Raw genomic sequence first — 26,896 nt, forward strand, 5'->3', positions numbered from 1 at the left:
CGGGCCACGGCGGGTACCGGGGCAGGGCGGGTACCGGGGCAGGGCGGGCGCGGATGCCACCGCGGTCCCCGCGCTCACGTCCTCGCCGGTACCGGTCGCCGGAGGAGGTAGACCGCCGCGGTCACGACCAGGACGACCATGCACGCGATGAACACCAGCCCCGCGTCCCTCAGACCGATGAGACCGTCCAGTACGCCCACGCCGATCACCGGCACCGAGATGCCCGCATAGGCCACCACGAACAGCATGGAGATCACCCCCGCCCGCTCGCCCGCCGGAGACACCTCGGCCAGCGCGGACAGCGCCCCTCGGAACGCCAGCCCCTGGCCGGCGCCGCCGACGATCGCGCTCAGCACCACCAGCGCGAGCAGGTCCCAGTGCAGCGCGCCGGCGAGCAGCACCAGCCCGGCGAGGAGGCCGGCACAGCCCCACGGCAGTGAGCGCGTCGCCCCGACCCGGCCGACGGCCAGTTGCCCGGCGGTCGAGGCGAAAAACGCCAGCGCGACGACCAGACCGCTCAGGGCGCGGTTCTGCACGTTCAGGAACTGCTCGAGGAACGCCGGACTGACCGCCGTGAACACCCCGAACAGCGCGAAGCCCACGAACGAGGCGATCGCCGCCGGCCCGAACACCGCCCGCGCCTGCGGGGGCAGGCCGGGCCGTCGCGGCCGTGCGGTGCTCAGCGGGCGTCGCTCCCGTACGGTCTCCGGAAGCCTCAGCAGGACAACGGCCGAGCCGGCCACCAGGGCCAGGTGCACGACGAACGGCAGGTACAGCGGTTCGGCCGCGTACTGGGACAGGACTCCGGCGAGCAGCGGTCCGCATCCCAGCCCGCCCATGTTGGCGGCGGTCGCGACGAAGGTGGCGCGAGCGGCGCCGCCGGGCGGTGCCAGCTCCATCACGAACGCCGTGGCGGCCCCGGTGAACAGCCCGGCGGACAGTCCCGACAGCAGTCGCCCCGCGTACAGCCACCCCAGGTCGGCGGCGCTGAGGAAGCAGACGGCGCTCAGGGCGGCGAATCCCAGACCGCACAGCAGCACCGGGCGCCTGCCCACCACGTCCGAGACGTTCCCCGCCAGCAGCAGGACGCCGATGACCCCGAAGGCGTACACGGCGTACACGACGGTGACGGTCAGCTCGGAGAACCCGAACTTCTCCTGGTAGAGACCGTAGAGAGGGGTCGGCAGCGTGGTACCGACCATGCACACGGCGAACACCGCACCGCTGAGCACACACGCGCGCCACCCCGGGCGATCACCGGCCATGCCGCCGACGGTAACCCCGTATGTGCCGCGGTCCCGTACGGCACGCCACCGACTGCCGGGAGAACCGGGAAGGTCTCACCCCGTCTCGGTACCCGTCGCACTGGCCGGGAGGTCTCCCGGTCCCGTAGGGCTAGCCAAGAGCATTTCGCCTTTCACACCTCACAGCGTTCGTTTTCCTGAGGGAGGAAATCGGTCCGCCGGCGGAACGTCACTCGGCAGCGCCGCGACGGGACATGGACCCCGCCCAAGGCGTCTGAACCATCTTCCGATGCCGTGAACCCGCTGGTGGAGAACGTCGCCCCCGGGTCGTTAGGGCTTCGAGGGCTCCGCCGCACAGCCCATCACTGCCACCTCCCGACACCCCTCAGTCCGACCCCGGGAACGCACGAACCTCGCCCCGGGCAGTGATCGATCCGTTTTCGACAGGAGCCTTGACACAATCAACCCAACACTGTGTGATAACCGCCACTGTAGGGCGTGAGAGGGGTCACACCGTGAAATCAAAGGCAGCCATCCTCTGGGAGACCGGCCGGCCGTGGAGCGTCGAGGAGATCGTGCTCGACCCGCCCCAGCAGAACGAGGTCCTCGTACGGATCGAGGCCGCCGGCATGTGCCACTCCGACGATCATGTCCGGGCCGGCGACGGATACGCCGCGCTCCCCACTATCGGTGGGCACGAGGGTGCGGGCGTGATCGAGCAGGTCGGCCCCGGCATCGAGCACCTGGCCGTGGGCGACCACGTCGTCTTCTCGTTCCTGCCCGCCTGCGGAAGGTGCCGGTGGTGCGCGAGCGGACGGTCGAACCTGTGCGACTACGGACAGTTCCTGATGGAAGGCTCGATGATCAGCGGCGGGTACCGTGCGCACGCCCGGGGCAAGGATGTCGGCACGCTCTCCCTCGTGGGCACGTTCAGCGAACGCACCGTCGTGCACGAGACGTCGATCGTGAAGATCGACCCGGACATCCCCTTCGAGGTCGCCTGCCTGCTCGGCTGCGGTGTGCCGACCGGCTGGGGGTCCGCGGTCAACATCGGCAAGGTCCGGTCCGGCGAGACCGTCGTGGTGGTGGGCATCGGCGGCATCGGCGCGAACGCAATCCAGGGCGCCCGGATGTCCGGCGCGCAGAACATCGTGGCTGTCGACCCGGTGGCTTTCAAGACCGACCAGGCGAAGATTCTCGGTGCGACACACACCGCTGCCTCCATGGAGGAGGCGATGGGCCTCGTGCAGGACGTCACCCGGGGCGTCATGGCCGATGTCGCGGTGTGCACGATCGGCGTGGTCGAGGGGCGGATGATCCAGCCGTTCCTCGACCTCGTGTCCAAGGGGGGCCGCGCGGTCCTCACCGGCATGGCCCGCAACGTCGACGACCAGGCGACCCTGGGCCTGCAGATGTTCGCGCTGTTCGAGAAGTCCCTGCTCGGCACCGTGTACGGCGGCTGCAACCCGCGCGCCGACATCCCCCGCCTCGCCGACATGTACCGGACCGGAAAGCTCCAGCTCGACGAGTTGGTCACCCGCACCTACTCCCTCGACCAGATCAACGAGGGCTACGCCGACATGCTCGCAGGCAAGAACATCCGCGGCGTGATCGTCAACCAGTTCTGACCCGATCCCGCTGCCCAGGAGGCTCCGTGACGACGACGCACCAAGGCGACGACCAGCAGGACCTCGCCGACGAGAAACACCTCGCCGAACGGCTCAGCCACTTCGACCTCTTCAGCTGGGAGGACCAGCGGGTGAAGTGGGAGCTGTTCGACTACGCCCGGGGACGATGCCCGGTGGCACACACCGATGGAAACGGCGGCTTCTATATCGTCAGCCGCTACGAGGACGTCCGGCGGGTGATGGAGGACTGGGAGACGTTCTCCTCGACCGAGTCACCGCTGGTGCCGACCGGCGTGCCCTCGCTCTGCCCCATCGACGACGACCCGCCCATCCAGTCCGCGGCCCGGCAGTTGCTCAACCCGCTCTTCTCCCGCAAGGCGCTCGCGCCGTACGAGGAGGCGATGCATCAGACCGCGAAAGCCCTGATAGACGGGTTCGTCGACCGCGGCTCCGCCGAGATCCTGAACGAGTACGCCGGCCCCTACGTCGGCCGGATGCTGACGAAGGTGATCTTCAACGACCTGACCGACGAGGAGCTGAACGCGGCCCAGGAACTCGCGCTCGCCGTCGCCGAAGGGGCGACGCCGGAGCTGTTCGGACAGCTGTTCGTCATGTGCACCGAGTACCTGGAGCGTGCCAAGAAGCGCGGGATCACCGGCGACGGTGTGCTCGCCCGCCTCGTGGGCGGCCGCTTCGGCGACCGGCCCATCACCCAGGAGGAGCAAGTCGGCTGCCTGGGCATCCTGGTCCTCGGGGGCCTGGACACCACACGGGCCGCGATCGGCAACATCGCCTACCGGCTCACGCAGCACCCGGGGCTCGAGGACCGGCTGCGGAACCCCGCCTGGGTGCGCCGGGACATGGACGAGTTCCTGCGCCTCGACTCCCCCGTCGCCGCGATGGCTCGCGTGGCGACCCGGGACGTCGAGCTCAATGGGGTGCTGATCAAGAAGGGCGAGCGGGTACAGGTCCGGTTCGACTCCGCCAACCGGGACACCGCCAAGTTCCGTGACGCCGACCAGCTGGTCTTCGACGAGGCGCGCAGCGGCCACGCCGCCTTCGGCATGGGTGTCCACCGCTGCGTCGGTTCCAACATGGCCCGCATGCAGATCGAGATCGCCTTCGAGGAGTTGCTGAAGCGGGTCAAGAACATCAGGCTCGCCCCGGCCGCCGATATCAAGTGGGTTCCGGGCCAGAGCAACGCACTCCACACCGTCGACATCGAGTTCGACCGGGTGGGGTGATCGGCCATGAAGGTCAATTCCGATGTGACGCGATGTCAGGGACACGGCCGGTGCGCCCTGTTGGCCCCGGACGTCTTCGACGTGGACGACGACGGCAAGGTCGTCGCGCTGCTCGCGGAGGTCGGTGACGAACACGTCGCCGGTGTCCGCGAGGCCGTGACGAGCTGCCCGGAGACCGCGCTCGAGCTCGCTTGACAGTGTCCCGGCCCGACCTGGTTCGGGCCGGGACACCGCGCGCCCCCACGACATGCACCACCGTCAACTCCCCAGCCGTCGATGGCATCACCGCATCACCTGGCTCCAGAACCAGGCTGCAGACCTTGGCTTTCGAACTGGTTTTCAAAAGAGGCCGATGCCGATGACGAGCGCCGTCCAGGCCCTGGCCGCCGTCGCACGCGCCCCCACGTACCGTGCTCCACGGCACCGGCGATCCGACCTCGCGGTGGTACCGGACGTCGCGTACCGCACGGATCGCCGCTCAGACCGCGCGCGAGCGCGCGCTGCCCCGACGTCCGCGCAGCCGCACGCCCCTCCCGGTGGCGCCCGCCCCACCCAGTCGGTCGACGGTGGGGCGGGCGCCGCCGCAGTCGTTGCCGCAGGAGCATCCGGGGCGAGGGCGATGACTTAATCCATCAGCGCTTGGTAAAGTGTGAGTGCCACGCCTTCCCGCCCTCTCCTCGAGGTGGGCCGCAGACGTCGGCGTGCCGTGTGGTCGTCGCATCCGCTTGTCGCGGAACCCGAAGGGAGAGATGTGAGCTCGAAGGACGTTCTGACCGAACGGGCAGGCGCCGTACTGGTGGTCACGATCAATCGGCCGGATGCCAGGAACGCACTGAACCGGAACGTGGCCGAGGGGATCGCGGCGGCAGCCGACGAACTCGACGCGTCCGAGGATCTGAGGGCCGGCGTGCTGACCGGAGCCGGCGGGAACTTCTCCGCCGGCATGGACCTCAAAGCCTTCCTCCGGGGTGAGTCCCCGAGCCTGGAGGGCCGGGGGCTGTGCGGCATCACGATGACGCCGCCCCGCAAGCCGTTGGTGGCCGCCGTGGAGGGCTGGGCGCTGGCGGGGGGACTCGAACTCGTGCTGGCCTGCGACATGGTGGTCGCGGGCGAGACGGCTCGGTTCGGCGTCCCCGAGGTGAAGCGCGGCCTCGTCCCGGCCGCCGGCGCCGCACTGCGCCTGCCGGGCCGGGTGCCGCAGGCGCTGGCACTGGAGATGCTGCTCACCGGTGAGCCGATCGAAGCGCCGCGAGCCGCGAAGATCGGCCTGGTCAACCGTGTGACACGGGCCGGCGGGGCGCGGGAGGGCGCCCTGGCCCTGGCACAGAAGATCGCCGAGAACGGTCCCTTGGCGGTCCTGCGGACCAAGCAGATCGCGAGCGCCGCCGCGGACTGGGGAGCGGAGGAGGGCTGGAAGCGCCAGCAGCCGTTCATCGACGAGGTCTTCGCCTCCGAGGACGCCGCCGAGGGGGCACGCGCCTTCGCGGAGAAACGCCTCCCTGTCTGGCGTGGCCGGTGAAGGCCGGCGTCCTTGCTCGCAGGCGGCCCGACGTCCGTCCCCATGATCCCCGCCATCGGCAGGAAGAGAGAGAAACGTGAACATCACGGGAGCCAGCGCTCTGGTCACGGGAGCGGCGTCCGGAATCGGCGCCGCGGTCGCACGCCGTCTCGCGGCGGAAGGGGCCCGTGTCGTCGTCGCCGACGTGCAGGAGGACAAGGGTCGGAAACTCGCCGCGGAGATCGGAGGCGTGTTCGCCCCGGTGGACGTGACCGAGACGAGTCAGATCCGCGACGCGGTCGCGGCGGCGACTTCGATGGCGCCGCTGCGGGCCGTGGTCAACTCCGCCGGAGTCGGCGGCGCGCAGCGGACCATCGGCCGCGACGGCAGCCTCGAATCGGCGCACGACCTCGGGGCATTCGCCCGGATCATCGCGATCAACCTGATCGGCACGTTCGACGTAGTGCGCCAGGCGGCCACCGCCATGAGCACCAACGAGCCGGACGCCAACGGGCAGCGCGGGGCGATCGTCAACATGGCCAGTGTCGCGGCCTTCGACGGCCAGATCGGCCAGGCCGCCTATGCCGCCTCGAAGGGAGGCGTGGTCGGCATGACGCTCCCGGTGGCGCGCGACCTGTCGGCCGCGGGAATCCGCCTGAACACCGTCGCCCCTGGTCTGATCGACACGCCCATCTACGGCGAAGGCCCGGACGCGGAGGCCTTCAAGGAGCAGCTGGGATCGCACGTGCTCTTCCCCAAGCGCCTCGGCCTGCCCGAGGAACTCGCCAATGTGGTCCTGGAGTTCCTCAGGAACGACTATCTCAACGCCGAGACCGTCCGGGTGGACGGTGGCATCCGGATGCCACCTCGCTGACGACCCGGCCCGAGGCGCAAACGCCGCCGGCTCCNNGGAGCCGGCGGCGTTTGCGCCCGCAGTACTTCGCGGGGGCTATGTCCGGAGAGATCCCACGGCGAGGCCGGCCGCCATCAGACGGGGTACCGCACGTCCGGCGGTGGCGAAACCCGGCCCCGATCCGACGCCGGCCCTGCGCCGGTGTTCGATGCCGGCCGCGATCGTACCGATCTTGTAGTAGGCGAGGGCCAGGTGGAAGTCCCAGTGGTCGAGCGGTACGCCGCCCGCCGCCTCGTAGGACGCCGCCAGCGTGGGTGCGTCGGGCAGCCGGTCACTCGTCCAGGCACTTGGTGCGCCGAGGATGAGGTCGAGGGCCTCGTCCCGGTAGGCGCACATCGTGGCGACGTCCGCGACGGGGTCGCCGATCGTCGACAGCTCCCAGTCGACGACGGCTGCCACCTCGGGGAGGCGACCGTGCCCCAGGATGGTGTTGTCGATGCGGAAGTCGCCGTGGACGATCCCGGTGAACCGCTGCTCCGGGATCGCTGCCTCCAGTCGCCGCCCGAGTTCCGCCGCCGCGGCACGGACGTCGTCGTCCTCGGGAGCGACCAGCTCCCACTGACCTCGCCACCGACGCAGTTGCCGCTGCGCGTACGCGTCGGGCCGGCCGAAGCTTTCGAGTCCGACGGCCACATGGTCCACACGGTGCAGCGCCGCCAGGGTCTGAGTCAACGAGTTGATGACATGGGCCAGTTGGGAGTCGTCGAGGGCGGCCAGGTCGTCGCGTGACTGCACGCTGCGGCCGTCCACGTAGTCCACGACCGTGAAGGCGCCGCCGAGAGCCGACTCGTCCTCGCAGAGGACGACCGGCCGCGCGACGGGCACACCGCTCTCCCGCAGACCGGACGTCACCCGGAACTCGCGTGCCACGTCGTGTGCGGAGGGCGTACGACCCGCGCGCGGCGGCATGCGCAGGACCCAGCGTGACGCCCCGTCGCTCAGCACATAGGTCAGATTGGACCGCCCGCCGGTGATCAGGGTCGCCTCGAGCGGGCCTGTGGGAGTCGTGTCCGCTCCCGCCATGTGGCGGGCGACCGCGTCCAGTTCGTCACGGCTCAGATCGGTCATCGTTCGACTCGCCTGCGCAGGTGGCTCGGTCTTCACGAATGCTCCTCCTGACGGTCGCAGCCGGCCTCCGGCCACCCGGAACGTGCGGCGGCCGGCGCGGGCCGGGCCGGGTGTGACGTGATCGGCTCTTCCACGAACGGCCGATTATATCTATTGACGTTTGGTTTAGCGTAGCATGAGGCGGGCCGGACCGTCCGGTCGCGCATCCCAGGCGGGGAGGCCAGTACGTGACGGACACCGGACGCGGACGCATGTCGTTCCTGGTCCTCATCCTCTCGGCCATGGCGTTCTCGTCGCTGCAGTCGCTCCTCGTCCCCGTACTCGCCCACATCGAGCACACCTTCCACACCGATCAGCGGACGGTCGTCTGGGTTCTGACCGCCTACCTGCTCTCCGCCTCGATCCTCACTCCGGTGCTCGGACGCGTGGGTGACATGGTGGGCAAGCGCCGCATGCTGGTGGTGACCCTGGTCGCGCTGACCCTCGGGTCCGCGCTCGCCGCGCTCGCGCCGTCCGTCGGATGGCTCATCGCGGCCCGGGTGGTCCAGGGTGCGGGCGGCGGAGTCATGCCCCTGTCCTTCGGAATCATCCGCGACCTGTACGGCGAGGCGCGGGTCTCACGGGCGGTGAGCGTGCTGGCCGCCATCGGTGCGCTCGGTTACGGCGCGGGCATCATCGCGGCCGGACCCGTCGTCGACGTGCTCGGATATCCCTGGCTGTTCTGGCTGCCGACGATCACGACGGCGATCGCGGCGGTCGCGGCTCTCGTCGTGATCCCCGACTCACCGGTGCGCGGCTCCCGCGGACTGCCTCTGCTCCCGGCGTTCCTGCTGTCGGTGGGCCTCGTGGCCCTCCTGGTCGCCCTGAGCGAGGGCAACGTCCGGGGCTGGGTCTCGCCCGGCGTCCTCGGGCTGGTGGCGCTCTCGGTGCTGGCGGGGGCGGGCTGGGTGTGGACCGAGACGCGCGTTCCGGTGCCGATGATCGACATGGCGATGATGCGGCGACGCGGTGTGTGGTCGTCCAACTGCGTGTCGGCCCTGCTCGGATTCGGGATGTTCGCGGGTTTCGCGTTCCTGCCCCAGCTCATGCAGACCCCGCCCGAGGCGGGCTACGGGTTCGGGAGCACGATCTCGGAGTCGGGGCGCCTCATGCTTCCTTCCGCCCTGGCCATGTTCGTCGTGGGCTTCGCGACCTCCCCGCTCGTCCGGCGCTTCGGGTCCCGGGCGGTGACCGTCTCCGGGTCCGCCCTGGGCTCCCTGTCGTTTCTCGGTCTGGCCGGCTTCCATGCCACCCCGTGGCAGACGTGCGTCGCGGCCACGTTCCTCGGGGTCGGCCTCGGGCTCGTGTTCGCCACCGTCGCGGGCGTGGTGGTCGGTGCCGTCCCTCCCGAACAGACCGGCGCGGCCAGCGGGATGAACGCCAACATCCGCACGATCGGCGGTTCACTCGGGGCGGCGGTCATGGGCGCCATCGTGACGACCCGGGTCTCGGCGACGGGACATCCACCGGAGTCGGCCTACACCCTGGGCTTCGCGACGCTGGGCGTGGCGCTCGCGCTCGGCAGTATCACGGCCCTCTTCATCCCCGACCCCCGCGGGCGGCTGATCGAGAGCTCCGCGCGCGACACGGCACCGGCCGGGTCGGACATGGCCCCGTCCCGCCGCATCCCCTGATCCGGCGCGTACACGAGGCCCCGCAGGCCACCCTCCAAGGCCGGTCTGCGGGGGCCTCGTGCGCCCGCTACGGCGTCACCGGGACGCCTTGGTGAGTGGGTGACAGGTCACGACACCTCCCAGGTGTCGGGGCCCTCGACGAGGGCCTGGAGGTCGCCGTCGCCTCTTTGCTCGCGGTCGGCCCTCCCCTGGGCACGGGCCTGGTCGTCGTACGTCGGGCGCTGCACCTGACGGAAGATGCCGATCGGGGCGCGGGTCATCTCGCCCGTGGCGGTCAGTCGCGAGAGCGCGAACGCCATGGTCGGGTCCTCGGCGTGCGCGTCGTGGACCACGACCTGTCCCGCGTTCGCGGGCGTGACGTGGTCGACGTGCACCTCGCCGGTGGGCCGGCGGAAGACACCGAGCCGTCCCTGCCCGTCCTCGGCGGGTACGCCGAAGCGGACCGGTTCGCCGTGGACGAGCGGAATGATCGCGTCGGCGGCGGAGTCGCGGTCCTTCAGAACGTCGTAGGCACCGTCGTTGAAGATCGGGCAGTTCTGGTAGATCTCCACGAGCGAGGTGCCGCGGTGGGCGGCCGCGGCCGACAGCACCGAGGTGAGGTGTTTGCGGTCGGAGTCGACGGTGCGCGCCACGAAGGTGCCCTCGGCCCCCAGGGCGAGGGAGACCGGGTTGAAGGGATGGTCGACCGAACCCACCGGAGTGGACTTGGTGATCTTGCCGGTTTCGCTGGTGGGCGAGTACTGGCCCTTGGTGAGCCCGTAGATGCGGTTGTTGAACAGCAGGATCGTCATGTTGACGTTGCGGCGCAGGGCGTGGATGAGGTGGTTGCCGCCGATGGACAGGGCGTCGCCGTCGCCGGTGACGACCCACACCGAGAGGTCCTCGCGGGCGGTGGCGATGCCGGTGGCGATGGCGGGAGCGCGGCCGTGGATGGAGTGCATCCCGTAGGTGTCGAGGTAGTAGGGAAACCTCGAGGAGCAGCCGATGCCGGAGACGAAGACGATGTTCTCGCGGCGCAGGCCCAGACCGGGCAGGAAGCCCTGGACGGCCTTGAGCACCACGTAGTCGCCACAGCCGGGGCACCAGCGGACCTCCTGGTCGCTGGTGAAGTCCTTGCTGGTCTGGGGGCCGTCAGCGGCGGGCACCAGTGCCGTGCCGCTGTGCCCGTCCCCGACCACGGGGACGGGGAGGTCGGTGACCGTCATGAGGCCTCCTGCGAGATCTCGGTGAGATGGGACAGCAGCTCGTGCTCGAGCTGCTCTGCGCCGAACGGCATGCCGCGCACGGTGGTGAGGCGGCGTACGTCGACCAGATAGCGGTCACGCAGCAGGGTGGCGAGCTGGCCCAGGTTCATCTCCGGGCACACCACGCGGTCGTAGGCCGCCAGGACGTCACCCAGGTCTGCCGGGAACGGGTTGAGGTGACGAAGGTGCGCCTGGGCGATGTCGAGTCCGCGGCGGCGCACCCGGCGTACGGCGGCGCCGATCGGGCCGTACGTCGAGCCCCAGCCGATGACCAGCACGCGGGCCCGGCAGCCCGGGTCGTCCACGGCGAGGGCGGGGATCGACCGGGCCACCGCGTCGACCTTGGCCTGCCGGGTACGGACCATGAGGTCGTGGTTGTCGGGGTCGTAGGAGATGTCCCCGGTGCCGTCCTTCTTCTCGATGCCGCCGATACGGTGCTCCAGGCCGGCGACGCCGGGCGGTGCCCAGGGCCGGGCCAGGGTCTCGGGGTCGCGGGTATAGGGCAGGAAGCGCTGCCCCTCAGCCGGCGGGGTTGCGAAGCCCGGCTCGATGCGGGGCATCGACGCCACGTCGGGGAGTCGCCACGGCTCGGAGCCGTTGGCGAGGTAGCCGTCGGAGAGCAGTATCACGGGGGTGCGGTGGGTGACGGCGATGCGTGCCGCTTCGACGGCGGCGTCGAAACAGTCCGCGGGGGACTGGGCCGCGACCACCGGCAGCGGTGCCTCGCCGTTGCGTCCGTACATCGCCTGCAGCAGGTCCGCCTGCTCGGTCTTGGTCGGCAGGCCGGTCGACGGCCCGCCGCGCTGGACGTCGACGATCACCAGCGGCACCTCGAGCATCACCGCGAGGCCGATGGTCTCGGCCTTGAGCGCCACGCCCGGCCCGGACGTCGTGGTGACGCCGAGATGGCCGGCGTAGGACGCTCCCAGGGCCGCTCCGATGGCGGCGATCTCGTCCTCTGCCTGGAAGGCGGTGACGTCGAAGTTCTTGTGCCTGCTCAGTTCGTGGAGGATGTCGGAGGCCGGCGTGATCGGGTAGGCACCGAGGAACACCGGGAGTCCCGAGAGGCGTCCGGCGGCCACGATGCCGTAGGACAGGGCGGTGTTGCCAGTGATGTTGCGGTAGCGGCCGGGGGCCACGGTGGCGGGCTTGACCCGGTAGGAGACGACGAACGTCTCGGTGGTCTCGCCGAAGTTCCAGCCCGCGCGCAGCGCGGTGACGTTGGCGTCGCGGATCGCGGGTTTCTTGGCGAACTTGCTGCCGAGATAGGCGACCGTACCGTCCACCTCGCGGCCGTACAGCCAGGACAGCAGGCCCAGCGCGAACATGTTCTTGGCACGGGCCGCGTCCTTGCGGGAGAGCCCGAACTCCTTGACCGCCGCCACGGTCATCCCGGTCAGGTCGAGTGCGTGGACGGCGAAGTCGGCCAGCGAGTCGTCCTCCAACGGACTGGCGGAGTACCCGGCCTTGGTCAGGTTCCGTGCCGTGAAGTCGTACGTGTCGACGATCACCGTCGCTCCCGGCCGCAGGTCCCCGACGTTGGCCCGGAGCGCCGCCGGGTTCATCGCCACCAGGACGTCGGGCCGGTCGCCGGGAGTCAGGATGTCGTGGTCGGCGAAGTGCAGTTGGAAGCTGCTCACGCCCGGGATGGTGCCCTGCGGTGCGCGGATCTCGGCCGGGAAGTTCGGCAGGGTGGACAGGTCGTTGCCGAAGACGGCCGTGTCCTGGGTGAACCGGTCCCCCACCAGCTGCATGCCGTCGCCGGAGTCGCCGGCGAACCGGATCACCACCCGGTCCAGTTCGGTCACTCGTTCGCTCATCGGGGTGCCTCCAGGTGGGCTCGGACCATCGAGCGGGTGTCGTCGGCCCAGCCCTTGTCCGTGGCGTACGCGATCATCTCGTCGTAGCGGGTGCGCCACTGGTCGTCGCCGGACGGGTGGGCGCGGCGCCCGAGTTCGGCGACGTCGAGCCACACGTGTGCGGGGTCCCGTTCGTCGGTGGCGCGGGCCAGGCCGTCGGCCGCCAGCGCCCGTGCCGCGGTACGGGCATCGAGTTCGGTGACGACCGACAGCGCGGTCAGCAGGGCGGGGTCGAGGATGTCGATCCCCTCGGCGGTGACGCGCACCTGCATGGCGGCTCCTCTCCTCGAGGGGTGGGCGTGTGCGTGACGCCCTACCATATCAAACGTCGTTGGATTATTGTGGGGTGAGATCACCCGTCGCCAGGGGACGGGTGATCAGCCGGCATCAGGGGGCCAGTGCGGCCGTCGCGGTCTCCCAGAGCCGCTCGGCGGCGGCCGGGTCCAGGGCATAGGGGGCCACGCCCCCCGAGTAGTCCGGGCGGCGTTCCGCGACGACGGCGGCCGGCCGGCAGTCCTGGTAGTACCCGGCTCCCGCATGCGCGAGTTCGGGCGCGGTGGCGAGCAGGACCGACGTCGCGGCGCCCTGCTCGACGGACTTCATGGGCAGCCCCTCCGTGTCCCACCGGATGTGCCGCTGCAGTTCGGTGTGGACGATGCCGGGGTGAGCGGCGTTGGCCCGCACACCCCGGTCGCCCCAGCGACGTGTGATCCCGAGGGCGAGCAGCACGTCGGCGGTCTTCGACTGCGCGTACGCCAGCCACGGGTCGTAGGGGCGGAAGCGGAAGTGCAGGTCGTCGAAGACAACCGGCGAGCGCAGGTGCGCGGCGGAGCTGAGACACACCACGCGGGCGCCCGACGCCTCGGCCAGCGGCCTTTCCAGGCCGTGCACCAGCGCGAAGTGACCGAGGAAGTTGGTGGCGAGTTGCTGCTCCCAGCCGTACGGCGTGCGCTCCAGCTCGGGCAGCGCCATGATCCCGGCGTTGTTGACGAGCACGTGCACCGGTCCGGTCCACGCGTCGGTGAACCGGCGCACCGAGCGCGGGTCGGCGAGGTCCAACTCGCGGGCCTCGATCAGGTCGTTGCCGGTGCGCTCCGTCAGCTCCGCGGCGATCCGGGCCGCGGCGCCGGTGCGGCGGGCGGCGAGGACGACCCGGGCCCCCGTCACGGCGAGGGCGCGCGCGGTCTCGACGCCGAGGCCCGAGGTGGCACCGGTCACGATCGCCGTGCGGCCGGTGAGGTCGACGCCGTCGACGACCTCGTCGGTGGTGGTCGCGAAACCGAAACCCGTCAGCCGCTCCCCCGTCTCAGACATCGCCGTCCTCCTGTATCCGTACGGTCGCGGGCTCGCCGCCGACCGCGAAGCGCACCGGGAGGCTGCGCAGCCCGTGGGAGTTGGTGTGGCCGCCCCAGACCACGGGGCCGTCGAGTTCGAGGGCCGGAAGCTCGTCCAGGAGGTACTCCAGGACCGTCCGCAGCTCCAGCCTGGCCAGGCCTTCCCCCAGGCACCGGTGCCGGCCGCTGCCGAAGGTGAGGTGCTGGGTCAGGCCGGGGCGGTCGAGGTCGAAGGCGAAGGGGTCGTCGAACTTGTCGGGGTCGTGGTTCGCCGCCCCGAAGGCCAGCATCACCTTCTCGCCGGGGCACAGTTCGGCGTCGCGCAGGATGGTTTCGCGCCGTACGGTCCGGGCCATGTTCCACACCGGCGGGTGCAGCCGCAGGCACTCCTCGATCATCTTCGGCACCAGGGAGCGGTCGGCGAGCAGCCGGTCGCGGACGCCAGGTTCGGTGAGGAGGCGGTAGCTCATCGTCCCGATGCCGTCGACCGTGGTGCCGTGGCCGGCGACGACCAGGAGCTGCACCAGGCCGAGCGCCTCGACGTCCGAGAGGGTCTCGCCCTCGATCTCGGCGTTGACCAGCTGCCCGAGCAGGTCCTCGGCCGGCCGGCCGCGCCGGGCGGCGATCTCCTCCGCCAGGAACGCCTCCAGCCGCTGGGCCGCGGCCCTGCCCCGTTCGGGGTGGTCGGTGTCGGCGAACGCCTCCATGAACTCCTCACCGAGGGAGTGGATGCGCTCCCAGTCCGACCGGATGCCGAGGATCCGGCAGATCACCAGGACCGGTACGGGGCGGGCGAACTCGGTGACCAGGTCGGCGCGGCCCTGCTCGGCCAGCGGTGCGAAGCCGTCCGCGACGATCCGGCGGATGTCGGCCTCCCAGAGGCCGAGCGCCTTGGGTGTGAAGTGCGGAAGGACCAGCTTGCGGAACGCGCCGTGGCGGGGCGGATCGAGTTCTGCCGGAATCACCGGCATGGACTTGCCGGTCGGCGGGATCATGATGCCCTCGGTGACGGTGAACGTCTCCCAGTCCGCCGAGGCGGTGACGATGTCGGCGTGCTTGAGCAGGGCCCAGAAGCCGCCGGACGCCTCACTCCAGGCCACGGGACACCGCGCCTGCATGTCCGCGAGTGTCCCGAACAGTTCGTCGGCCAGTTCCGGCTTGCGGTTGTCGAGGTCCACGAGGTGTCGCTGTCTGCGGTCGTCGGTCACGGATCCTCCTCGATGATCGGACCGCGCTAATCTAACAGTGATTGGCTCCGGTGTGACCGCGTGACGCCTGTCACTCTGAGGGCCAGAAAACCCATCGCCGTTAGGAGTCCGGTGTGTCCTCCATGAACCCCTCTGACTGTGTCCTGGTCGAGCACGACGGGGCGGTCGCCACGGTCACGCTCAACCGCCCGCTGCGGCGCAACGCGCTGACCTCCCGGCTGATCCGGGAGCTGAGCGCCACCATGGCCCGGCTCACCGACGACGCGCGGGTGCGCGCGGTGGTGCTGACCGGCGCGGGGCAGGCCTTCTGCGCCGGACTCGACCTGCGCGAACTGGGCGAGACCGGGGACAACATGCGCTCGGCGGGCCCCTCGGCCGGCGACAACGCGCCCTGGCACCGTCCGGCCAAACCGGTCATCGCCGCGGTGAACGGCCCGGCGGTCACCGGCGGTCTGGAGATCGTGCTGCACTGCGACCTCGTCATCGCCTCGGAGGCGGCCCGCTTCGGTGACACCCACGCCCGGGTCGGCGTGCTGCCCGGCTGGGGCCTGTCCTACCTGCTCCCGCAGGCCGTCGGCGTGCGCCGGGCCCGGGAGATGAGCCTCACCGGGCGTCTGATCGGCGCTGAGGAGGCGCTCACCTGGGGGCTGGTCAACCGGGTGGTGGAGGGCGAGGACCTGCTCGCCACCGCCCGGGAGGCGGCACGGCAGATCGCCGAGCTCGACCCGGAGATCGCCGCCGAGTATCTGGCGCTCTACCGCGACAACGCCGCCTCCACGCTCGCGGAGGCGGCGCAGCGCGAGAGCTCCCGCTCACTGGCCTGGGCGGAGCGCATGTTCCGTCCGGAGAGCGTCGCCGCCCGGGCGGACGCGCTCATCGAGCGGGGGCGGGCCCAGAACTGAGGGCCGTCCGACGGACCGTTCCAAAGGCGCGGCGGCACGCACGGTGCCGTCGCCGTCCTCCGGCCCGATCCGCCGGTGAGCCCCTACTCCCGTGTCGCCGGCGGCAGGCCGAGGTGGTCGCGGAGGTTCCCCAGGAACGCCGAGTACCGGCTCGCGAAGGCCTCGTGCATCTCGGCCTCGACGCCGGCGTCGCAGTCGAAGTCGCCGTACCACTCGACGAACGTCCCGTTCGTGCGCGTCACCGGGCGGACCCGGATGGTCGCCCGGTAGCTGCGCACCGGGAACGGGTTCTCCCCGGGCGGGAAGTCGTAGGAGTACGACCGGTCGTCGGCGTCCATGGCCACCAGCCGCTCGCGGACCACCCGGCCCCCGTCGCGCAGCACGAGACGGCGTACGGAACCGACGGCCGGTCCCCCCTCGCCTTCCAGCCCGCCCTCGGACAGTTTCTCGACGAAGTCCGCGATGTCCTCGAAGCGGCCCAGTACCGCCCAGACGGTGTCGACCGGCGCGGGCAGGACGTCGCTGACGTAGGCACGGCTCATGGTTCCTCCGGTACGGACCGTGTCGGGGCAGGCGGGGTGTCACTGTTGTCCTGCGGTCGGCAGGGGCCGCATGAACGCCTCCGTCTCGCGTTTGAACGCCACGACGACGCGGCGCTCGCGGAACAGCCACCGGCCGTCGACGCGTACGAACTCGTCCTCGTAGTCGCCGGCGATGGCCGGACGGGTGTCGACCGCAAGGCCGTCGGGGCCCTGGTCGTCCCGGAGTTCGACGGCGACGGACACGCCGCGGGCGTGGTCGGCGTCCAGCACGTCGACGGCGATGTTGGTGACGACGTGGCGGGTCGTCCGGTCGGTCAGGGCGTCCCGGCGGGCGAAGAAGGCACGCAGCTCCTCCCGCCCGACGGCGTCGATCGTCGGGGAGCGCCAGGCGCCGTCCTCGGTGAAGAGGTCGGCGGCCGACGCGCCGCGGCCGTGGTCGAGCCGGCGGCCGTACTCCACCATCAGCCGTCTGCACTCCTCGATCGCCAGAAGCCGTTCCAACGGCGGCATTTCATGGTTCGTCATACGCGTGTTCCTCCCGTCAGTCGGGCCGGTCGATCAGATCGAGGGCCGCGCGGACGATGTGATCGGCGTCGATGCCGTGTGCTGCGTACAGGTCCGGCAGGTCGCCGGACTCGCCGAACCTCGTCACCCCGAGTGTGCGGATGCCGAGTCCGCCGGTGTGGGCGGCCAGAAAGGCCAGGGTGTGCGGATGGCCGTCGAGGACGGTCACCAGGGACTGCGGCCGGCGTTGCGGGAACAGCTGGTCGAGGATCCAGCTGTCCCCCGGTTCCAGTCCGTCGCGGGCCCGCTGGGCCCGCATCAGCCGGTCCGGGCTGGTGGCCACCACGACGTCCACGGGGTGGCCACCGGCCGCGAGGCGGTCGGCCGCCGTGACCGCCTCGGTCACCATCGCACCCATGGCGACGATCGCGACCCGGGCGCCGGGCGTGGTCCGCAGCCGGTAACCACCGGCCAGCACCTGGCGGCGGCGCCGCTCCCGGGCGGCGGCCTCCTGCGGTATCCGCGCCAGCGCCTGGTCGACGGGGCGCGTGGACAGCCGCAGGTACGTCGAGCTGCCGCCCTCGCGGCCCAGCCGGGACAGGCCGTCGAGCAGGCACCACTCGGCCTCCAGTGCGAAGGCCGGCTCGAAGGCGACGCAGCCGGGCTGTTCCAGGCCGATCGAGGGGGTGGTGATCGACTGGTGGGCGCCGCCCTCGGGTCCCAGGGTGACGCCCGACGGGGTGCCGACCAGGATCGACTGTCCCCCGGCGTACATCCCGAACGACCAGGGCTCCAGGGCCCGTCCGACGAAGGGGTCGTAGACCACGCCGATCGGGAACAGCGGGTGTCCCCACCGGCTCCAGGTGGCGCCGAGTTCGCCCAGCAGACCGACCAGGTTGACCTCGGCGATGCCGAGTTCGATGTGCTGGCCGGTGGGTCGTTCGGCCCAGCGCAGCAGGGTTTCGGCGTCGTCGGCGAACCAGTCCTGCTTGGCCGTGCTGGACCAGGGGCCGGCCTTGTTGAGCCATCCGCCGAGGTTGGTGCTGGAGGCGACGTCGGGGGCCACCGTGACCACCCGGGCCGCCACCTCCGGCGCGGACCGGGTCAGGTCCAGCAGGGTGCGCCCGAGTGCCTGCTGGGTCGACGCGCGTCCGTTCGGTGTCCGTCCCAGGTCCGCCGGTACGGCCGGAGGTGCGGAGGGCTCCGGTGGCGTGCGGGTCAGCCGGGCCGCGACCGCGGCGCAGTGCCGTCCCTCGGCGCTGTCCGCGGGGAACGCGGCCCACGGGTCGGCCGGGTCGGCCCCGGTGCGCACGGCGAGATCGCGCAGCTGCTCGGGGGTCAGCAGGTTCGCGTGGTTCTGCGGGTGTCCCGCGCTGGCCAGCCCGTAGCCCTTGACCGTGTAGGCGAAGATCACGGTGGGACGCGTGTCGTCGATCCGGTCGAAGGCGTCGAGGAGTGCAGGCAGGTCGTGACCGCCCAGGTCGCGGACGGCCTCGACCAGGGCGATGTCGTCGACGTCCGCGATCACGGCGGCGACCGAGGCGGCGTCGGGTCCGATGCCGGGCAGGCGGCGGCGCAGTTCGCCGGCGTCGCAGCGCAGCAGCCGCTGGTACTCCGGGTTGGGCATCTCGTCGATCCGGCGTTCCAGGGCGTCTCCGCCCGGCCGGTCGATGAGGGCCTGCAGTCTGCTTCCGTACTTGACGGTCAGGACCTGCCACCCGGCCGCGTCGAACATCTGCCGCAGCCGGCCGGCGGCGATGTCGGGCACCACGCGGTCCAGGGACTGCCGGTTGAGGTCCACGATCCAGACCACCTCGCCGAGGTCGGCGGTGGCCGGGTCGAGGACGGCCTCCCAGACCGCCCCCTCGTCCAGTTCGGCGTCCCCGACGAGCGAGTACTGCCGTCCCCCGCGCCGGGTGCCGGTGCGGTCGTCGACGTACCGGCCGGCCACCGCGCCCCAGATCGGCGCGGTCGCCCCGATGCCGACCGAGCCGGTCGAGTAGTCGACCGGGTCGGGGTCCTTGGTGCGGCTCGGGTAGCTCTGCAGTCCGCCGTAATCCCGCAGGCGGGTGAGGTAGGACCGGTCGAGTCGGCCCAGCAGGTAGTTGACGGCGTGCAGGACCGGCGAGGCGTGCGGCTTGACCGACACCCGGTCCTCGGCGGTCAGGCGACCGAACCAGAGTGCCGTCATGATGCCGGCCATCGAGGCGCTGGAGGCCTGGTGGCCGCCGACCTTGAGCCCGGAGCGGTTGGGGCGTCCGCGGTTGGCGTGGTCGATCATCGCCGTCGCGAGCCACAGGACGCGGCGCTCGAGCGATTCCAGGACCGCCGGTTCGTCCGCCTTCCCGTTTCCGTCCGTCCGGACCGCCGCGCCGGAGAAGGCGTCCGGCGGGCGCGGGGTGTGGGTGGTGCTGTGGGTCATCGGTCTCTCCCGGTCACTCGTCGGCTCAGCCCACGTACGGTCGCTCCCGGCGCAGTTCCTGCCGGGCGACGGTGCGCCGGTGCACGGCGTCGGGCCCGTCGACGATCCGCAGCACCCGCGCCCAGGCGTAGAAATAGGCGAGCGGCAGGTCGTCGCTCACGCCGGCGCCCCCGAACACCTCGATCGCCCGGTCCACGACCCGGGTGGCGACGGCCGGGGCGACCACCTTGATCTGGGAAATCTCCCCGCGGGCCGCCTTCGCCCCGTTCCGGTCGATGAGCCCCGCCGTGTGCTGCACCAGCAGGCGGGCCTGGTCGATGTCCATCCGGGAGTCGGCGATGAGCTCCTGGACCACCGGGTTGTCGGCCAGCCGCCGGCCGAACGCCACCCGTTCCCCGGCGCGGCGGACCATCAGGGCCAGTGCCCGCTCGGCCATGCCCAGCGCGCGCATGGCGTGGTGGATCCGGCCGGGGCCGAGCCGGGCCTGGGCGATGGTGAACCCGTCGCCCTCGGCGGCGAGGAGGTTCTCGGCCGGCACCCGCACCTCGTCGAAGACCAGCTCGGAGTGGCCGTGCTGATCCTGGTAGCCGAAGATCGGCAGGTGCCGCTCGATGGTGAGTCCGGGCGTGTCCCGCTCCACCAGCACCATGGACTGCTGCCGGTGCGTGGGGGCGTCCGGATCGGTCTTGCCCATCACGATGAAGATCCGGCAGCGCTCGTCCGCGGAGCCGGTGATCCACCACTTCCGTCCGGTGATGACGTAGGAGTCGCCGTCCCGCACGATCGTGGTGGAGATGTTGGTGGCGTCGGAGGAGGCCACGTCGGGCTCGGTCATCGCGAAGGCCGAGCGGATCTCTCCGGCGAGGAGGGGTTCGAGCCACCTCTTCTTCTGCTCGTCCGTGCCGAAGAGGGCGAGCGTCTCCATGTTGCCGGTGTCGGGTGCCTGGCAGTTGATCGCCTCCGGCGCGATGACCGGGGACCAGCCGGTGATCTCGGCGATGGGGGCGTACTCGGCGTTCGACAGGCCGGAGACCGACGGCAGGAAGAGGTTCCACAGCCCCCGCTCGCGGGCGGAGGCCTTCAGCTTCTCCATCACGGGCGGGTAGCTGTGCTCGCCGTGCTCGCGCAGGTGGGCCGCCCAGACCGGTTCGGCCGGGAAGACCTCCTCGCGCATGAAGTCCCACATGCGGTCCTGCAGGGAAGTACTCATGAACAGCGCTCCTAATGGCCGGACATGCCGCCGTCGACGGGCAGCGTGATGCCGGTGACGTATGTCGAGGCGTCGCCGGCGAGGAAGACGACGGCACCGTCGAGTTCATGCGGCTTGCCCATCCGCTTCAGCGGTGTGCTGTGCTCCAGGAACTCGGTGAGCGCCGCGCGGGGGGCCGCCTCGGTCATGTCCGTGGCGAAGTAGCCCGGGGCGATCGCGTTGACCCGGATGCCCTTGCGGCCCGACCACTGCTGGGCGAGGTCGCGGGTGAGGCCGACCAGTCCGGCCTTGCTCGCGACGTACGCCGCCTGCGGGGCGAAGGGCTTCACCAGTGCGAGTGCGCTCGCGACGTTGATGATGCTCGACCCGGGTCGCATCACCCGGGCACACGACTGCGCCATCCAGTACGCGCCCATGAGGTTCACGTCGACGACGCTCCGGAACTCCTCCGGTGTCTCGCGCAGCGCGGGGACTGCCGTGCCGACGCCGGCGTTGTTCACGAGCACGTCGACCGCGCCGAGTTCGGCGACGGCCCGGTCGACGACCGCGGCGCAGTCGTCCGGGGAGACGACGTCGCAGCGCACCGGCAGCGCCCGCACCCCGTACTTCTCGACCTCCCGGGCGATGTCGTGCAGGCGGTCCACCCGGCGGGCGGCGAGGACCACGTCCGCACCGGCGGCGGCCAGCGCGCGGGCGAAACCCGCACCGAGGCCGGAGCTCGCGCCGGTGACGACGGCGACCCTGCCGGTCAGGGAGAACTGTTCGACGCCAATCCTGGGCGTCTCGTCCTGGGCCGCCATCAGACCAGCTCGACCAGGGTCGCGTTGGCCATGCCCCCGCCTTCGCACATGGTGATCACACCACGCCGTCCGCCGGTGGCCTCCAAGTGGCTGATCAGGGTGGCGAGGATACGGATGCCGGAGGCGCCCATCGGGTGGCCGAGGGCGATGGCTCCGCCCCGCGGGTTGACCTTCGCCAGGTCGACGCCGAGTTCGCGGGCCCAGACCAGGGGTACGGGTGCGAACGCCTCGTTGACCTCGAAGACGTCGATGTCGTCGACCGTCAGGCCGGTCCGGTCCAGAAGGCGCTGGGTGGCGGGGATGACGCCGGTGAGCATCAGCAGCGGGTCGCTGCCGGTCACCGCGAAGCCGGTGAGCCGGGCCCGCGGTGCGAGGCCCAGTTCGGCGGCCTTCGCCTCGCTCGTCACCAGGGCCGCAGAGGCCCCGTCGGTGAGGGGTGAGGAGTTGCCGGGCGTGATGTGCCACCCGATCTCCGGGAAGCGCTCCCCCAACGCGTCGTCCTGGAACGACGCGCGCAGGCCCGCCAGTTGGTCGGCGGTGGTGCCGGGGCGCACGGTCTCGTCGGCGGCGACCTCCCCCACGGGCACGATCTCCCGGGCGAAGTCGCCGGCGCGGGCGCGGGCCGCGGCCAGTTCGTGGGACCGTGCGGCGAACTCGTCCAGCTCCCGCCGGCCGAGCTTCCAGCGTCCCGCGATGATCTCGGCCGAGACGCCCTGGCCGACCAGCCCCTCGGGGTAACGGCCCGCCAGGGGCGCGAACGGCTTGCCGTCGCGCCCCGGGAACCCGAGCGGCACCCTGCTCATGGACTCCACACCGCCGGCGACCACTACGTCGTAGGCACCGCTCATCACGCCCTGGGCGGCGAAGTGCAGTGCCTGCTGGGCGGATCCGCACTGGCGGTCGACGGTGGTGGCCGGCACGGACTCCGGGTAGCCGGCGGTGAGCAAAGCGGTCCGGGCCACGTTGGTGGCCTGGTCCCCGGCCTGACCGACACAGCCGGCGATCACGTCGTCGATCCGCGCCGGGTCGATCCCGGTGCGTTCGAGCAGGGCCGTCAGCGTCGTGGCCAGCAAGTCGGCCGGGTGCACACCGGACAGGGCGCCGCCGGGCTTGCCCCGGCCGGAGGGAGTGCGCACCGCGTCGACGACTACGGCAGGAGACAGCACGGGCATGGGTTTCTCCTGAGTGGGACGGTCAGGTCGGGGCCTGGGCGTCGGGCCTGGGCGTCGGGGCCGGGTCAGGCGTCCGCGAGCTGCGGGATCACCTTGCTGCCGAAGAGCTCGATGGCGTCGAACAGCTCCGGCTCCGGCATGCCGCCCATGTCCATGTAGGCGAGATGCGTGGTGACCTTGAGCTGCTCGCTCAGCCGGGAGATCCGGTCGACGACCTCGTCCGGGCTGCCGACGATGGCCGGGCCCTTGGTGGTGAGCCAGTCGAAGTTGAAGGGACGCTGGTTCTGCTTCGGGACGGAGGGGTTGATCTGCGCGAGCAGCTCGTTCATCCAGGCGTGGTAGGCGGCGTACCGCGGTTTCCACTGGTCGCGCGCCGACTTGCTGTCGGGGCCGACCCAGACGTGCCAGCCCGCACCGATCTCCGGCTCCCAGTCGTGGTCGTACTCCTCCCACTTGGCGAGGTAGTGGTCCACGACCTTGGTGAAGAACGACGGGTCGCCGAAGGCGCTGGGAAGCATCAGCTTCCATCCGAGGCGGGCGGCGAGTTCCACGGACTCCAGGGAGCTGCCGCCGCCGATCCACATGCAGTCGCGGGCGGGCTGGATCGGAGCCGGCTGCAGGGACTCGCCGTTGATCGAGGGCCGGAACCGGCCGGACCAGTGCAGGGGTTCGCCGGTCCAGAGCTTGTCGACGAGCTCCGCGTTCTCCTTGAAGCGGGCAGCGGACTCGTCCAGGCTCTGGCCGAACAGGGTGTAGGTCGAGGCGAAGAAGTTGCCCCGGCCGTGCACGACGTCGACCCGGCCGTCCGACAGCACGTCGACCGTGGCGTAGTCCTCGGCGATGCGCAGACCGTCCAGGTTGGCGAGCAGGGTGACGGCGGTGCCGAGGCGCAGGGTGGTGGTGCGCTCCGCGATGGCGGCGAGGACGACGGGCGGTGCCGAGTAGATGTACTCGATCCCGTGGTGCTCGCCCATGTTGATGCCGTTGAAGCCGGCCGACTCGGCGAGGACGGCCATCTCCGGAAACATCTTGTAGCGGCGCGCGTTGGTGCTCCGCTCACCGGTCACGGGGTCGGTGACGAGGTCACCCAGCGACATCAGGTTGAACTTCATGGAGCCTCTTTCGCGTCAGGCCGACAGGGCACTCACAAGGAGCCTTACGGAGCATTAATCTAACACCCTTGGATTAAGGGGTCAATCGTCGAGGAAGGTGCGGATGGCGTCGACGAAAGCGTCGTTGCGGTCGCCGACGACCATGTGTCCCGCACCGTCGAGCGTGACCGCGCGGGCCGTGGGCATCACCGTCAGGAACTCGCCCACCTCGTCCTCCCGAACGACATCGCTGGCACCGCCCGCGACCAGCAGGGTGGGCACGGTGACCGACTTCGCGGCGGCGACCGCGTCGTCCGGCCGGACCAGCGGGTTCGGGCCGTCGTTGCTTTTCAGAATCGCCGGGTCCCAGTGCCACCGCCACCGTCCGTCCGCGCCGCGGCGCACGGTGCGGTGCAGCCCTTCGGGACTCGAACGCCGTCTGCCCGGGTTGTAGGCCGCGACGGCCTCGGCGACCTCCGCGAGGGTCTCGAACCCGTCGAGGTGCGCCGTCATGAACTGCCTGATGCGTGCGACGCCGGCCGGATGGGGCCGCGGTGTGATGTCGACCAGCACCAGACGGTCGGTCAGGCGAGGGCGCCGGGCCAGTGCCATGAGCGCGGTCATGCCACCGAGGGACGCGCCGGCCAGGCAGGCGGGGCGGCCCCCGCCCACCTGGTCCAGGACGCACTGCAGGTCGTCGACGTAGCGGGCGATGGAGTAGTCCCCGTCCCCGGCCCAGTCGCTGTCGCCGTGCCCGCGCGCGTCGTAGGTCACGGTCGTCCAGCCGTCGCCCGCCAGGATCTCGGCGGCGCGGCTCCAGGAGTGCCGAGTCTGGCCGCCTCCGTGGAGCAGCACCACCAGGCCGCGCCCGGTGCCGGGCGCGGCCGGTTCACGCACGTCGGCCACGATTCTCCCGGCCGTGCCGCGCAGGACCGGGGAAGCCCGATCCACGGTCACCTCCGGCCCGCGGACGTCGTCCGCAGCGCGCCCAGGATCTCGTCGTTGTGCTCACCGAGCAGCGGCGCACCGCGCCGGATGGCGCCCGGTGTCCGGCTCAGCTTGGGCACCACACCGGGCATCGGAACGCTCTCGCCGTCCAACGACGGATCGGGCACCTCCACGACCATGTCCCGCGCGCGGTAGTGCGGGTCGCCGAGGATGTCGGGCGCGGTGTAGATCCGGCCGGCCGGCACCCCCGCCTTGTCTAGCACGCCGAGGAGTTCGTCGACCGTCTGCCCGCGCGTCCACCGCGCGATCTCGGCGTCCAGTTCGAGCTGGTGCTCGCCGCGCAGCAGATGGGNNGCGGCGAGCCGGCTGAACACGGTGTCCTTGTTGGCCCCCATGACGATCCACCGTCCGTCGGACGTGGGGTAGACACTGGAGGGCGCGATGCCCGGCAGCAGGGGTCCGGAGGGTCCGCGCACCTTCCCCAGTTTCACGAACTCGGGAAGGATCGACTCCATGTACATCCACGTCGCCTCGTAGAGCGCCACGTCGATCACCTGGCCCCGGGACCCCGTGCGCAGATGGCCCGACAGCAGGGCGAGCAGCGCGCCGATGAAGCCCTGGGTGCCCGCGAGGGCGTCCCCGATGGAGATGCCGACCCGCACGGGAGGCCGGTCCGGCTCGCCGGACAGATGCCGGAAGCCGCTCATCGCCTCGGCGATGGAGCCGAATCCGGCGCGGTCGCGCAGGGGGCCCGTCTGCCCGTAGCCGGTGATGCGGACCATGACCAGGTCCGGGTTGTCGGCGTGCAGGTCCTCGGGGCCGAGGCCCCAGCGCTCCATGGTGCCGGGACGGAAGTTCTCGATGACCACGTCGGCCGTACGGGCCAGTTCACGGAAGGCGGCCTGCCCCTCGGCGTCGCGGAGGTCGAGGGTGACCGACTTCTTGCCTCGGCCGATGATCGGCCAGTACAGCCCCACGCCCTTGTAGAGCCCGCCCCAGCGGCGCATGTCGTCACCGGCCGGGGGTTCGACCTTGATGACCTCGGCGCCGTGATCGGCGAACAGGTGGGCGCAGAAAGGCCCGCTGATGATGTGTCCGACCTCGAGGACGCGCAGGCCGGCGAGCGCGCCGCCGGCGGCGGACGCCCCGGCGGTCATCGGTCGAACCCGTTCTGCGTCAGCCAGCCGTCGATGTGGTCGACCGCGGACCGGAGATGTTCCTTCTGGCCGCTGTAGTAGTGGTTCGCGCCCTCGATCACGCTGAGTTGCTTGTTCTCGTGGGCGATGCCCTCGTAGATGGCCCGGGGGTGGGCCGGCGGGCACGCGTCGTCGCGGGAGTTCTCCAGCAGAAGCACCGGGACGGTGACCCGGGACGCCGCGTCGGCGGCGTCGACCTGGGCGGTGTCGTAGGACCACTGGGAGAGCCAGCTGCGGGTGGTGGTGAAGCGGCCCAGCGCCGAGGGGCCGTCGTTGACCAGACGGGGATCGCCGAGGTAGGAGCCGGGGGCCCGGTCGTTGGGGTCGACGGCGAGGTCCAGCCAGCGGGGGTCGGCCATGGTGCCCTGCACCACGAAGCAGTGCTCCTCCTGGTGGCGTCCGGCCGCCTTGAGGCCGGCCAGCCGTTCCTGGGCGTACGCGGTGATACGGCGGCTGCGGGCCACCTGGGCCGCGCGGTACTCGGCCAGGAACTCCGCCGTGTACGGGGGCTGGTCGGGGTTCTCGGGGGAGTAAAGGTTCAGGTGGGGGTCGCGCTCGTCGGGGCGCGACTCGTCCAGGATCGAGGCGTCCAGGAAGTCGGTCAGCAGGTGGTGGCGGCTGCGGTGCGCCGCGAGGATCATCACCCCGTCGGCCGGGGTGAGCCGGGTGTCGGCGAGCGGGGTGTACTCCCCCGCGCCGGTGAGCTTGATGACCGGCTTCTCGGCCTCGGCCTGATAGCCCATCATCAGCGAGCCGCCGCCGCTCCAGCCGGCCAGGACGACCCGCTCGTAGCCGAGGCGCTCCTTGGCGTCCTTCACCACGGCGCCGAGGTCGAGGAGGACGTTCTCCATGATCAGCGCGGCGTCGCCGTTGCTGTAGCGGGTGCCGGCGGCGAGCACGTGGAATCCGGCGCGGGCCAGCGCCGAGAACATCGGCAGGTAGCCGGGTGAGCCGATGGGGTGCATGGCGACCACGCAGGTGGTGGACGGGTTCTCACCACGGAGCAACTGGGCCTGCAGCACCACCGAGTCACCGATCGTGCCGTAGACGTCCTTGCGGGTGGAGTTGTCCCGTTGCACCACGAGGTAGGGGGTGCGGGTGTACTTCACGGACGTGTCCGCGGGCATGGGCGTTCCTCCAGTGCTCGACGTCGTGCGGGCCGGCCGTCAGATGCCGTCCACAAAACCATACAGTGT

The 26,896-nt window shown here is 71.2% G+C and carries 24 protein-coding genes and 1 pseudogene; 7 read left to right on the forward strand and 18 right to left on the reverse strand.

The window, feature by feature from the left end; genetic code table 11:
* Positions 1–74 precede the first annotated feature (74 nt).
* A complete protein-coding gene (locus tag AOK11_RS11285; RefSeq protein ID WP_055593532.1) occupies positions 75–1,265 on the reverse strand; it encodes an MFS transporter in 1,191 nt (396 codons plus the stop codon).
* A 494-nt stretch (positions 1,266–1,759) separates the two neighbouring features.
* Between AOK11_RS11285 and AOK11_RS11290 the strand changes: the two genes are divergently transcribed.
* From AOK11_RS11290 to AOK11_RS11310, 5 genes are all read left to right on the forward strand, one after another.
* Positions 1,760–2,872, forward strand: coding sequence for an NDMA-dependent alcohol dehydrogenase (locus AOK11_RS11290; protein ID WP_055593533.1), 1,113 nt, complete (start codon positions 1,760–1,762; stop codon positions 2,870–2,872).
* A gap of 26 nt (positions 2,873–2,898) precedes the next feature.
* Positions 2,899–4,116: a cytochrome P450 gene (locus tag AOK11_RS11295; RefSeq protein ID WP_055593534.1), complete on the forward strand. Its 1,218-nt coding sequence runs from the start codon at positions 2,899–2,901 to the stop codon at positions 4,114–4,116.
* Positions 4,117–4,122: 6 nt separating this feature from the next.
* The gene (locus AOK11_RS11300; protein WP_055593535.1) at positions 4,123–4,311 is read left to right on the forward strand and encodes a ferredoxin; all 189 of its coding nucleotides are present in this window, start codon (positions 4,123–4,125) and stop codon (positions 4,309–4,311) included.
* Positions 4,312–4,867: 556 nt separating this feature from the next.
* On the forward strand, positions 4,868–5,635 hold the full coding sequence (locus AOK11_RS11305) for a crotonase/enoyl-CoA hydratase family protein (protein WP_055593536.1): 768 nt from the start codon (positions 4,868–4,870) through the stop codon (positions 5,633–5,635).
* Between the two features lie 76 nt (positions 5,636–5,711).
* Positions 5,712–6,488: an SDR family NAD(P)-dependent oxidoreductase gene (locus AOK11_RS11310; protein ID WP_055593537.1), complete on the forward strand. Its 777-nt coding sequence runs from the start codon at positions 5,712–5,714 to the stop codon at positions 6,486–6,488.
* 75 nt (positions 6,489–6,563) lie between these two features.
* Here the strand turns inward: AOK11_RS11310 and AOK11_RS11315 are convergent, their stop codons facing one another.
* Positions 6,564–7,595, reverse strand: coding sequence for a phosphotransferase family protein (locus AOK11_RS11315; protein ID WP_055593538.1), 1,032 nt, complete (start codon positions 7,593–7,595; stop codon positions 6,564–6,566).
* Between the two features lie 227 nt (positions 7,596–7,822).
* Here AOK11_RS11315 and AOK11_RS11320 point away from each other — a divergent pair, with 227 nt between their 5' ends.
* Positions 7,823–9,268: an MFS transporter gene (locus AOK11_RS11320; RefSeq protein WP_055593539.1), complete on the forward strand. Its 1,446-nt coding sequence runs from the start codon at positions 7,823–7,825 to the stop codon at positions 9,266–9,268.
* A 107-nt stretch (positions 9,269–9,375) separates the two neighbouring features.
* Here AOK11_RS11320 and AOK11_RS11325 read toward each other — a convergent pair whose 3' ends face one another.
* From AOK11_RS11325 to AOK11_RS11345, 5 genes are all read right to left on the reverse strand, one after another.
* Positions 9,376–10,473 carry a 2-oxoacid:ferredoxin oxidoreductase subunit beta gene (locus AOK11_RS11325; RefSeq protein ID WP_055593540.1) on the reverse strand — a complete coding sequence of 366 codons (1,098 nt, stop codon included), beginning with the start codon at positions 10,471–10,473 and terminating at the stop codon, positions 9,376–9,378.
* On the reverse strand, positions 10,470–12,332 hold the full coding sequence (locus tag AOK11_RS11330) for a 2-oxoacid:acceptor oxidoreductase subunit alpha (protein WP_063793456.1): 1,863 nt from the start codon (positions 12,330–12,332) through the stop codon (positions 10,470–10,472). Before AOK11_RS11330 ends, AOK11_RS11325 begins: the two co-directional genes overlap by 4 nt.
* The gene (locus AOK11_RS11335; protein WP_055593541.1) at positions 12,329–12,643 is read right to left on the reverse strand and encodes a hypothetical protein; all 315 of its coding nucleotides are present in this window, start codon (positions 12,641–12,643) and stop codon (positions 12,329–12,331) included. The genes AOK11_RS11330 and AOK11_RS11335 overlap by 4 nt, the downstream gene beginning before the upstream one ends.
* A gap of 115 nt (positions 12,644–12,758) precedes the next feature.
* Positions 12,759–13,685, reverse strand: coding sequence for an SDR family NAD(P)-dependent oxidoreductase (locus AOK11_RS11340; RefSeq protein ID WP_055593542.1), 927 nt, complete (start codon positions 13,683–13,685; stop codon positions 12,759–12,761).
* Positions 13,678–14,913: a cytochrome P450 gene (locus AOK11_RS11345; RefSeq protein ID WP_055593543.1), complete on the reverse strand. Its 1,236-nt coding sequence runs from the start codon at positions 14,911–14,913 to the stop codon at positions 13,678–13,680. The genes AOK11_RS11340 and AOK11_RS11345 overlap by 8 nt, the downstream gene beginning before the upstream one ends.
* Before the next feature lie 122 nt (positions 14,914–15,035).
* Between AOK11_RS11345 and AOK11_RS11350 the strand changes: the two genes are divergently transcribed.
* Positions 15,036–15,815, forward strand: coding sequence for an enoyl-CoA hydratase (locus AOK11_RS11350; protein ID WP_055593589.1), 780 nt, complete (start codon positions 15,036–15,038; stop codon positions 15,813–15,815).
* A gap of 83 nt (positions 15,816–15,898) precedes the next feature.
* On the opposite strand, the gene AOK11_RS11355 is transcribed toward AOK11_RS11350, so the two are convergent.
* The 11 genes and pseudogenes from AOK11_RS11355 to AOK11_RS11400 form a co-directional block, all read right to left on the reverse strand.
* Entirely contained in the window at positions 15,899–16,357 is a 459-nt protein-coding gene (locus AOK11_RS11355) for an SRPBCC family protein (protein WP_055593544.1), read from the reverse strand.
* Between the two features lie 39 nt (positions 16,358–16,396).
* Positions 16,397–16,882, reverse strand: a complete 486-nt coding sequence (locus AOK11_RS11360; RefSeq protein ID WP_055593545.1) for a nuclear transport factor 2 family protein — start codon at positions 16,880–16,882, stop codon at positions 16,397–16,399.
* A 16-nt stretch (positions 16,883–16,898) separates the two neighbouring features.
* Positions 16,899–19,283 carry a transketolase-like TK C-terminal-containing protein gene (locus tag AOK11_RS11365; RefSeq protein ID WP_079034770.1) on the reverse strand — a complete coding sequence of 795 codons (2,385 nt, stop codon included), beginning with the start codon at positions 19,281–19,283 and terminating at the stop codon, positions 16,899–16,901.
* Positions 19,284–19,308: 25 nt separating this feature from the next.
* Complete coding sequence (locus AOK11_RS11370) at positions 19,309–20,493, reverse strand: acyl-CoA dehydrogenase family protein (protein WP_055593546.1); 1,185 nt, start codon at positions 20,491–20,493, stop codon at positions 19,309–19,311.
* A gap of 11 nt (positions 20,494–20,504) precedes the next feature.
* A complete protein-coding gene (locus AOK11_RS11375) occupies positions 20,505–21,293 on the reverse strand; it encodes an SDR family NAD(P)-dependent oxidoreductase (RefSeq protein WP_055593547.1) in 789 nt (262 codons plus the stop codon).
* Positions 21,293–22,456 (reverse strand): thiolase family protein, encoded by a 1,164-nt coding sequence (locus AOK11_RS11380; RefSeq protein ID WP_055593591.1) that lies wholly within the window; start codon positions 22,454–22,456, stop codon positions 21,293–21,295. Before AOK11_RS11380 ends, AOK11_RS11375 begins: the two co-directional genes overlap by 1 nt.
* Positions 22,457–22,530: 74 nt before the next feature.
* Complete coding sequence (locus AOK11_RS43900) at positions 22,531–23,577, reverse strand: LLM class flavin-dependent oxidoreductase (RefSeq protein ID WP_055593548.1); 1,047 nt, start codon at positions 23,575–23,577, stop codon at positions 22,531–22,533.
* A gap of 81 nt (positions 23,578–23,658) precedes the next feature.
* Positions 23,659–24,507, reverse strand: a complete 849-nt coding sequence (locus AOK11_RS11390; protein WP_055593549.1) for an alpha/beta fold hydrolase — start codon at positions 24,505–24,507, stop codon at positions 23,659–23,661.
* 2 nt (positions 24,508–24,509) lie between these two features.
* On the reverse strand, positions 24,510–24,856 hold a 347-nt coding region (locus AOK11_RS44725), incomplete at its 5' end, for a CoA transferase (RefSeq protein WP_240497300.1).
* Positions 24,857–24,858: 2 nt separating this feature from the next.
* Positions 24,859–25,661, reverse strand: a pseudogene (locus AOK11_RS11395) (CaiB/BaiF CoA transferase family protein); the annotation flags it as partial.
* Positions 25,658–26,827: an alpha/beta hydrolase gene (locus tag AOK11_RS11400; protein WP_055593551.1), complete on the reverse strand. Its 1,170-nt coding sequence runs from the start codon at positions 26,825–26,827 to the stop codon at positions 25,658–25,660. The pseudogene AOK11_RS11395 and the gene AOK11_RS11400, both read right to left, overlap by 4 nt.
* Between the last annotated feature and the right edge of the window lie 69 nt (positions 26,828–26,896).

This window comes from Streptomyces hirsutus (assembly GCF_001418415.1).
GTDB lineage: Bacteria > Actinomycetota > Actinomycetes > Streptomycetales > Streptomycetaceae > Streptomyces > Streptomyces hirsutus.

Coding starts and splice junctions, on each gene's coding strand:
- AOK11_RS11285 (WP_055593532.1), bottom strand. CDS start 1,265: ATGGCCGGTGATCGCCCGGGGTGGCGCGCGTGTGTGCTCAGCGGTGCG.
- AOK11_RS11300 (WP_055593535.1), top strand. CDS start 4,123: ATGAAGGTCAATTCCGATGTGACGCGATGTCAGGGACACGGCCGGTGC.
- AOK11_RS11315 (WP_055593538.1), bottom strand. CDS start 7,595: ATGACCGATCTGAGCCGTGACGAACTGGACGCGGTCGCCCGCCACATG.
- AOK11_RS11325 (WP_055593540.1), bottom strand. CDS start 10,473: ATGACGGTCACCGACCTCCCCGTCCCCGTGGTCGGGGACGGGCACAGC.
- AOK11_RS11330 (WP_063793456.1), bottom strand. CDS start 12,332: ATGAGCGAACGAGTGACCGAACTGGACCGGGTGGTGATCCGGTTCGCC.
- AOK11_RS11335 (WP_055593541.1), bottom strand. CDS start 12,643: ATGCAGGTGCGCGTCACCGCCGAGGGGATCGACATCCTCGACCCCGCC.
- AOK11_RS11340 (WP_055593542.1), bottom strand. CDS start 13,685: ATGTCTGAGACGGGGGAGCGGCTGACGGGTTTCGGTTTCGCGACCACC.
- AOK11_RS11350 (WP_055593589.1), top strand. CDS start 15,036: ATGAACCCCTCTGACTGTGTCCTGGTCGAGCACGACGGGGCGGTCGCC.
- AOK11_RS11355 (WP_055593544.1), bottom strand. CDS start 16,357: ATGAGCCGTGCCTACGTCAGCGACGTCCTGCCCGCGCCGGTCGACACC.
- AOK11_RS11360 (WP_055593545.1), bottom strand. CDS start 16,882: ATGACGAACCATGAAATGCCGCCGTTGGAACGGCTTCTGGCGATCGAG.
- AOK11_RS11365 (WP_079034770.1), bottom strand. CDS start 19,283: ATGACCCACAGCACCACCCACACCCCGCGCCCGCCGGACGCCTTCTCC.
- AOK11_RS11370 (WP_055593546.1), bottom strand. CDS start 20,493: ATGAGTACTTCCCTGCAGGACCGCATGTGGGACTTCATGCGCGAGGAG.
- AOK11_RS11375 (WP_055593547.1), bottom strand. CDS start 21,293: ATGGCGGCCCAGGACGAGACGCCCAGGATTGGCGTCGAACAGTTCTCC.
- AOK11_RS43900 (WP_055593548.1), bottom strand. CDS start 23,577: ATGAAGTTCAACCTGATGTCGCTGGGTGACCTCGTCACCGACCCCGTG.
- AOK11_RS11400 (WP_055593551.1), bottom strand. CDS start 26,827: ATGCCCGCGGACACGTCCGTGAAGTACACCCGCACCCCCTACCTCGTG.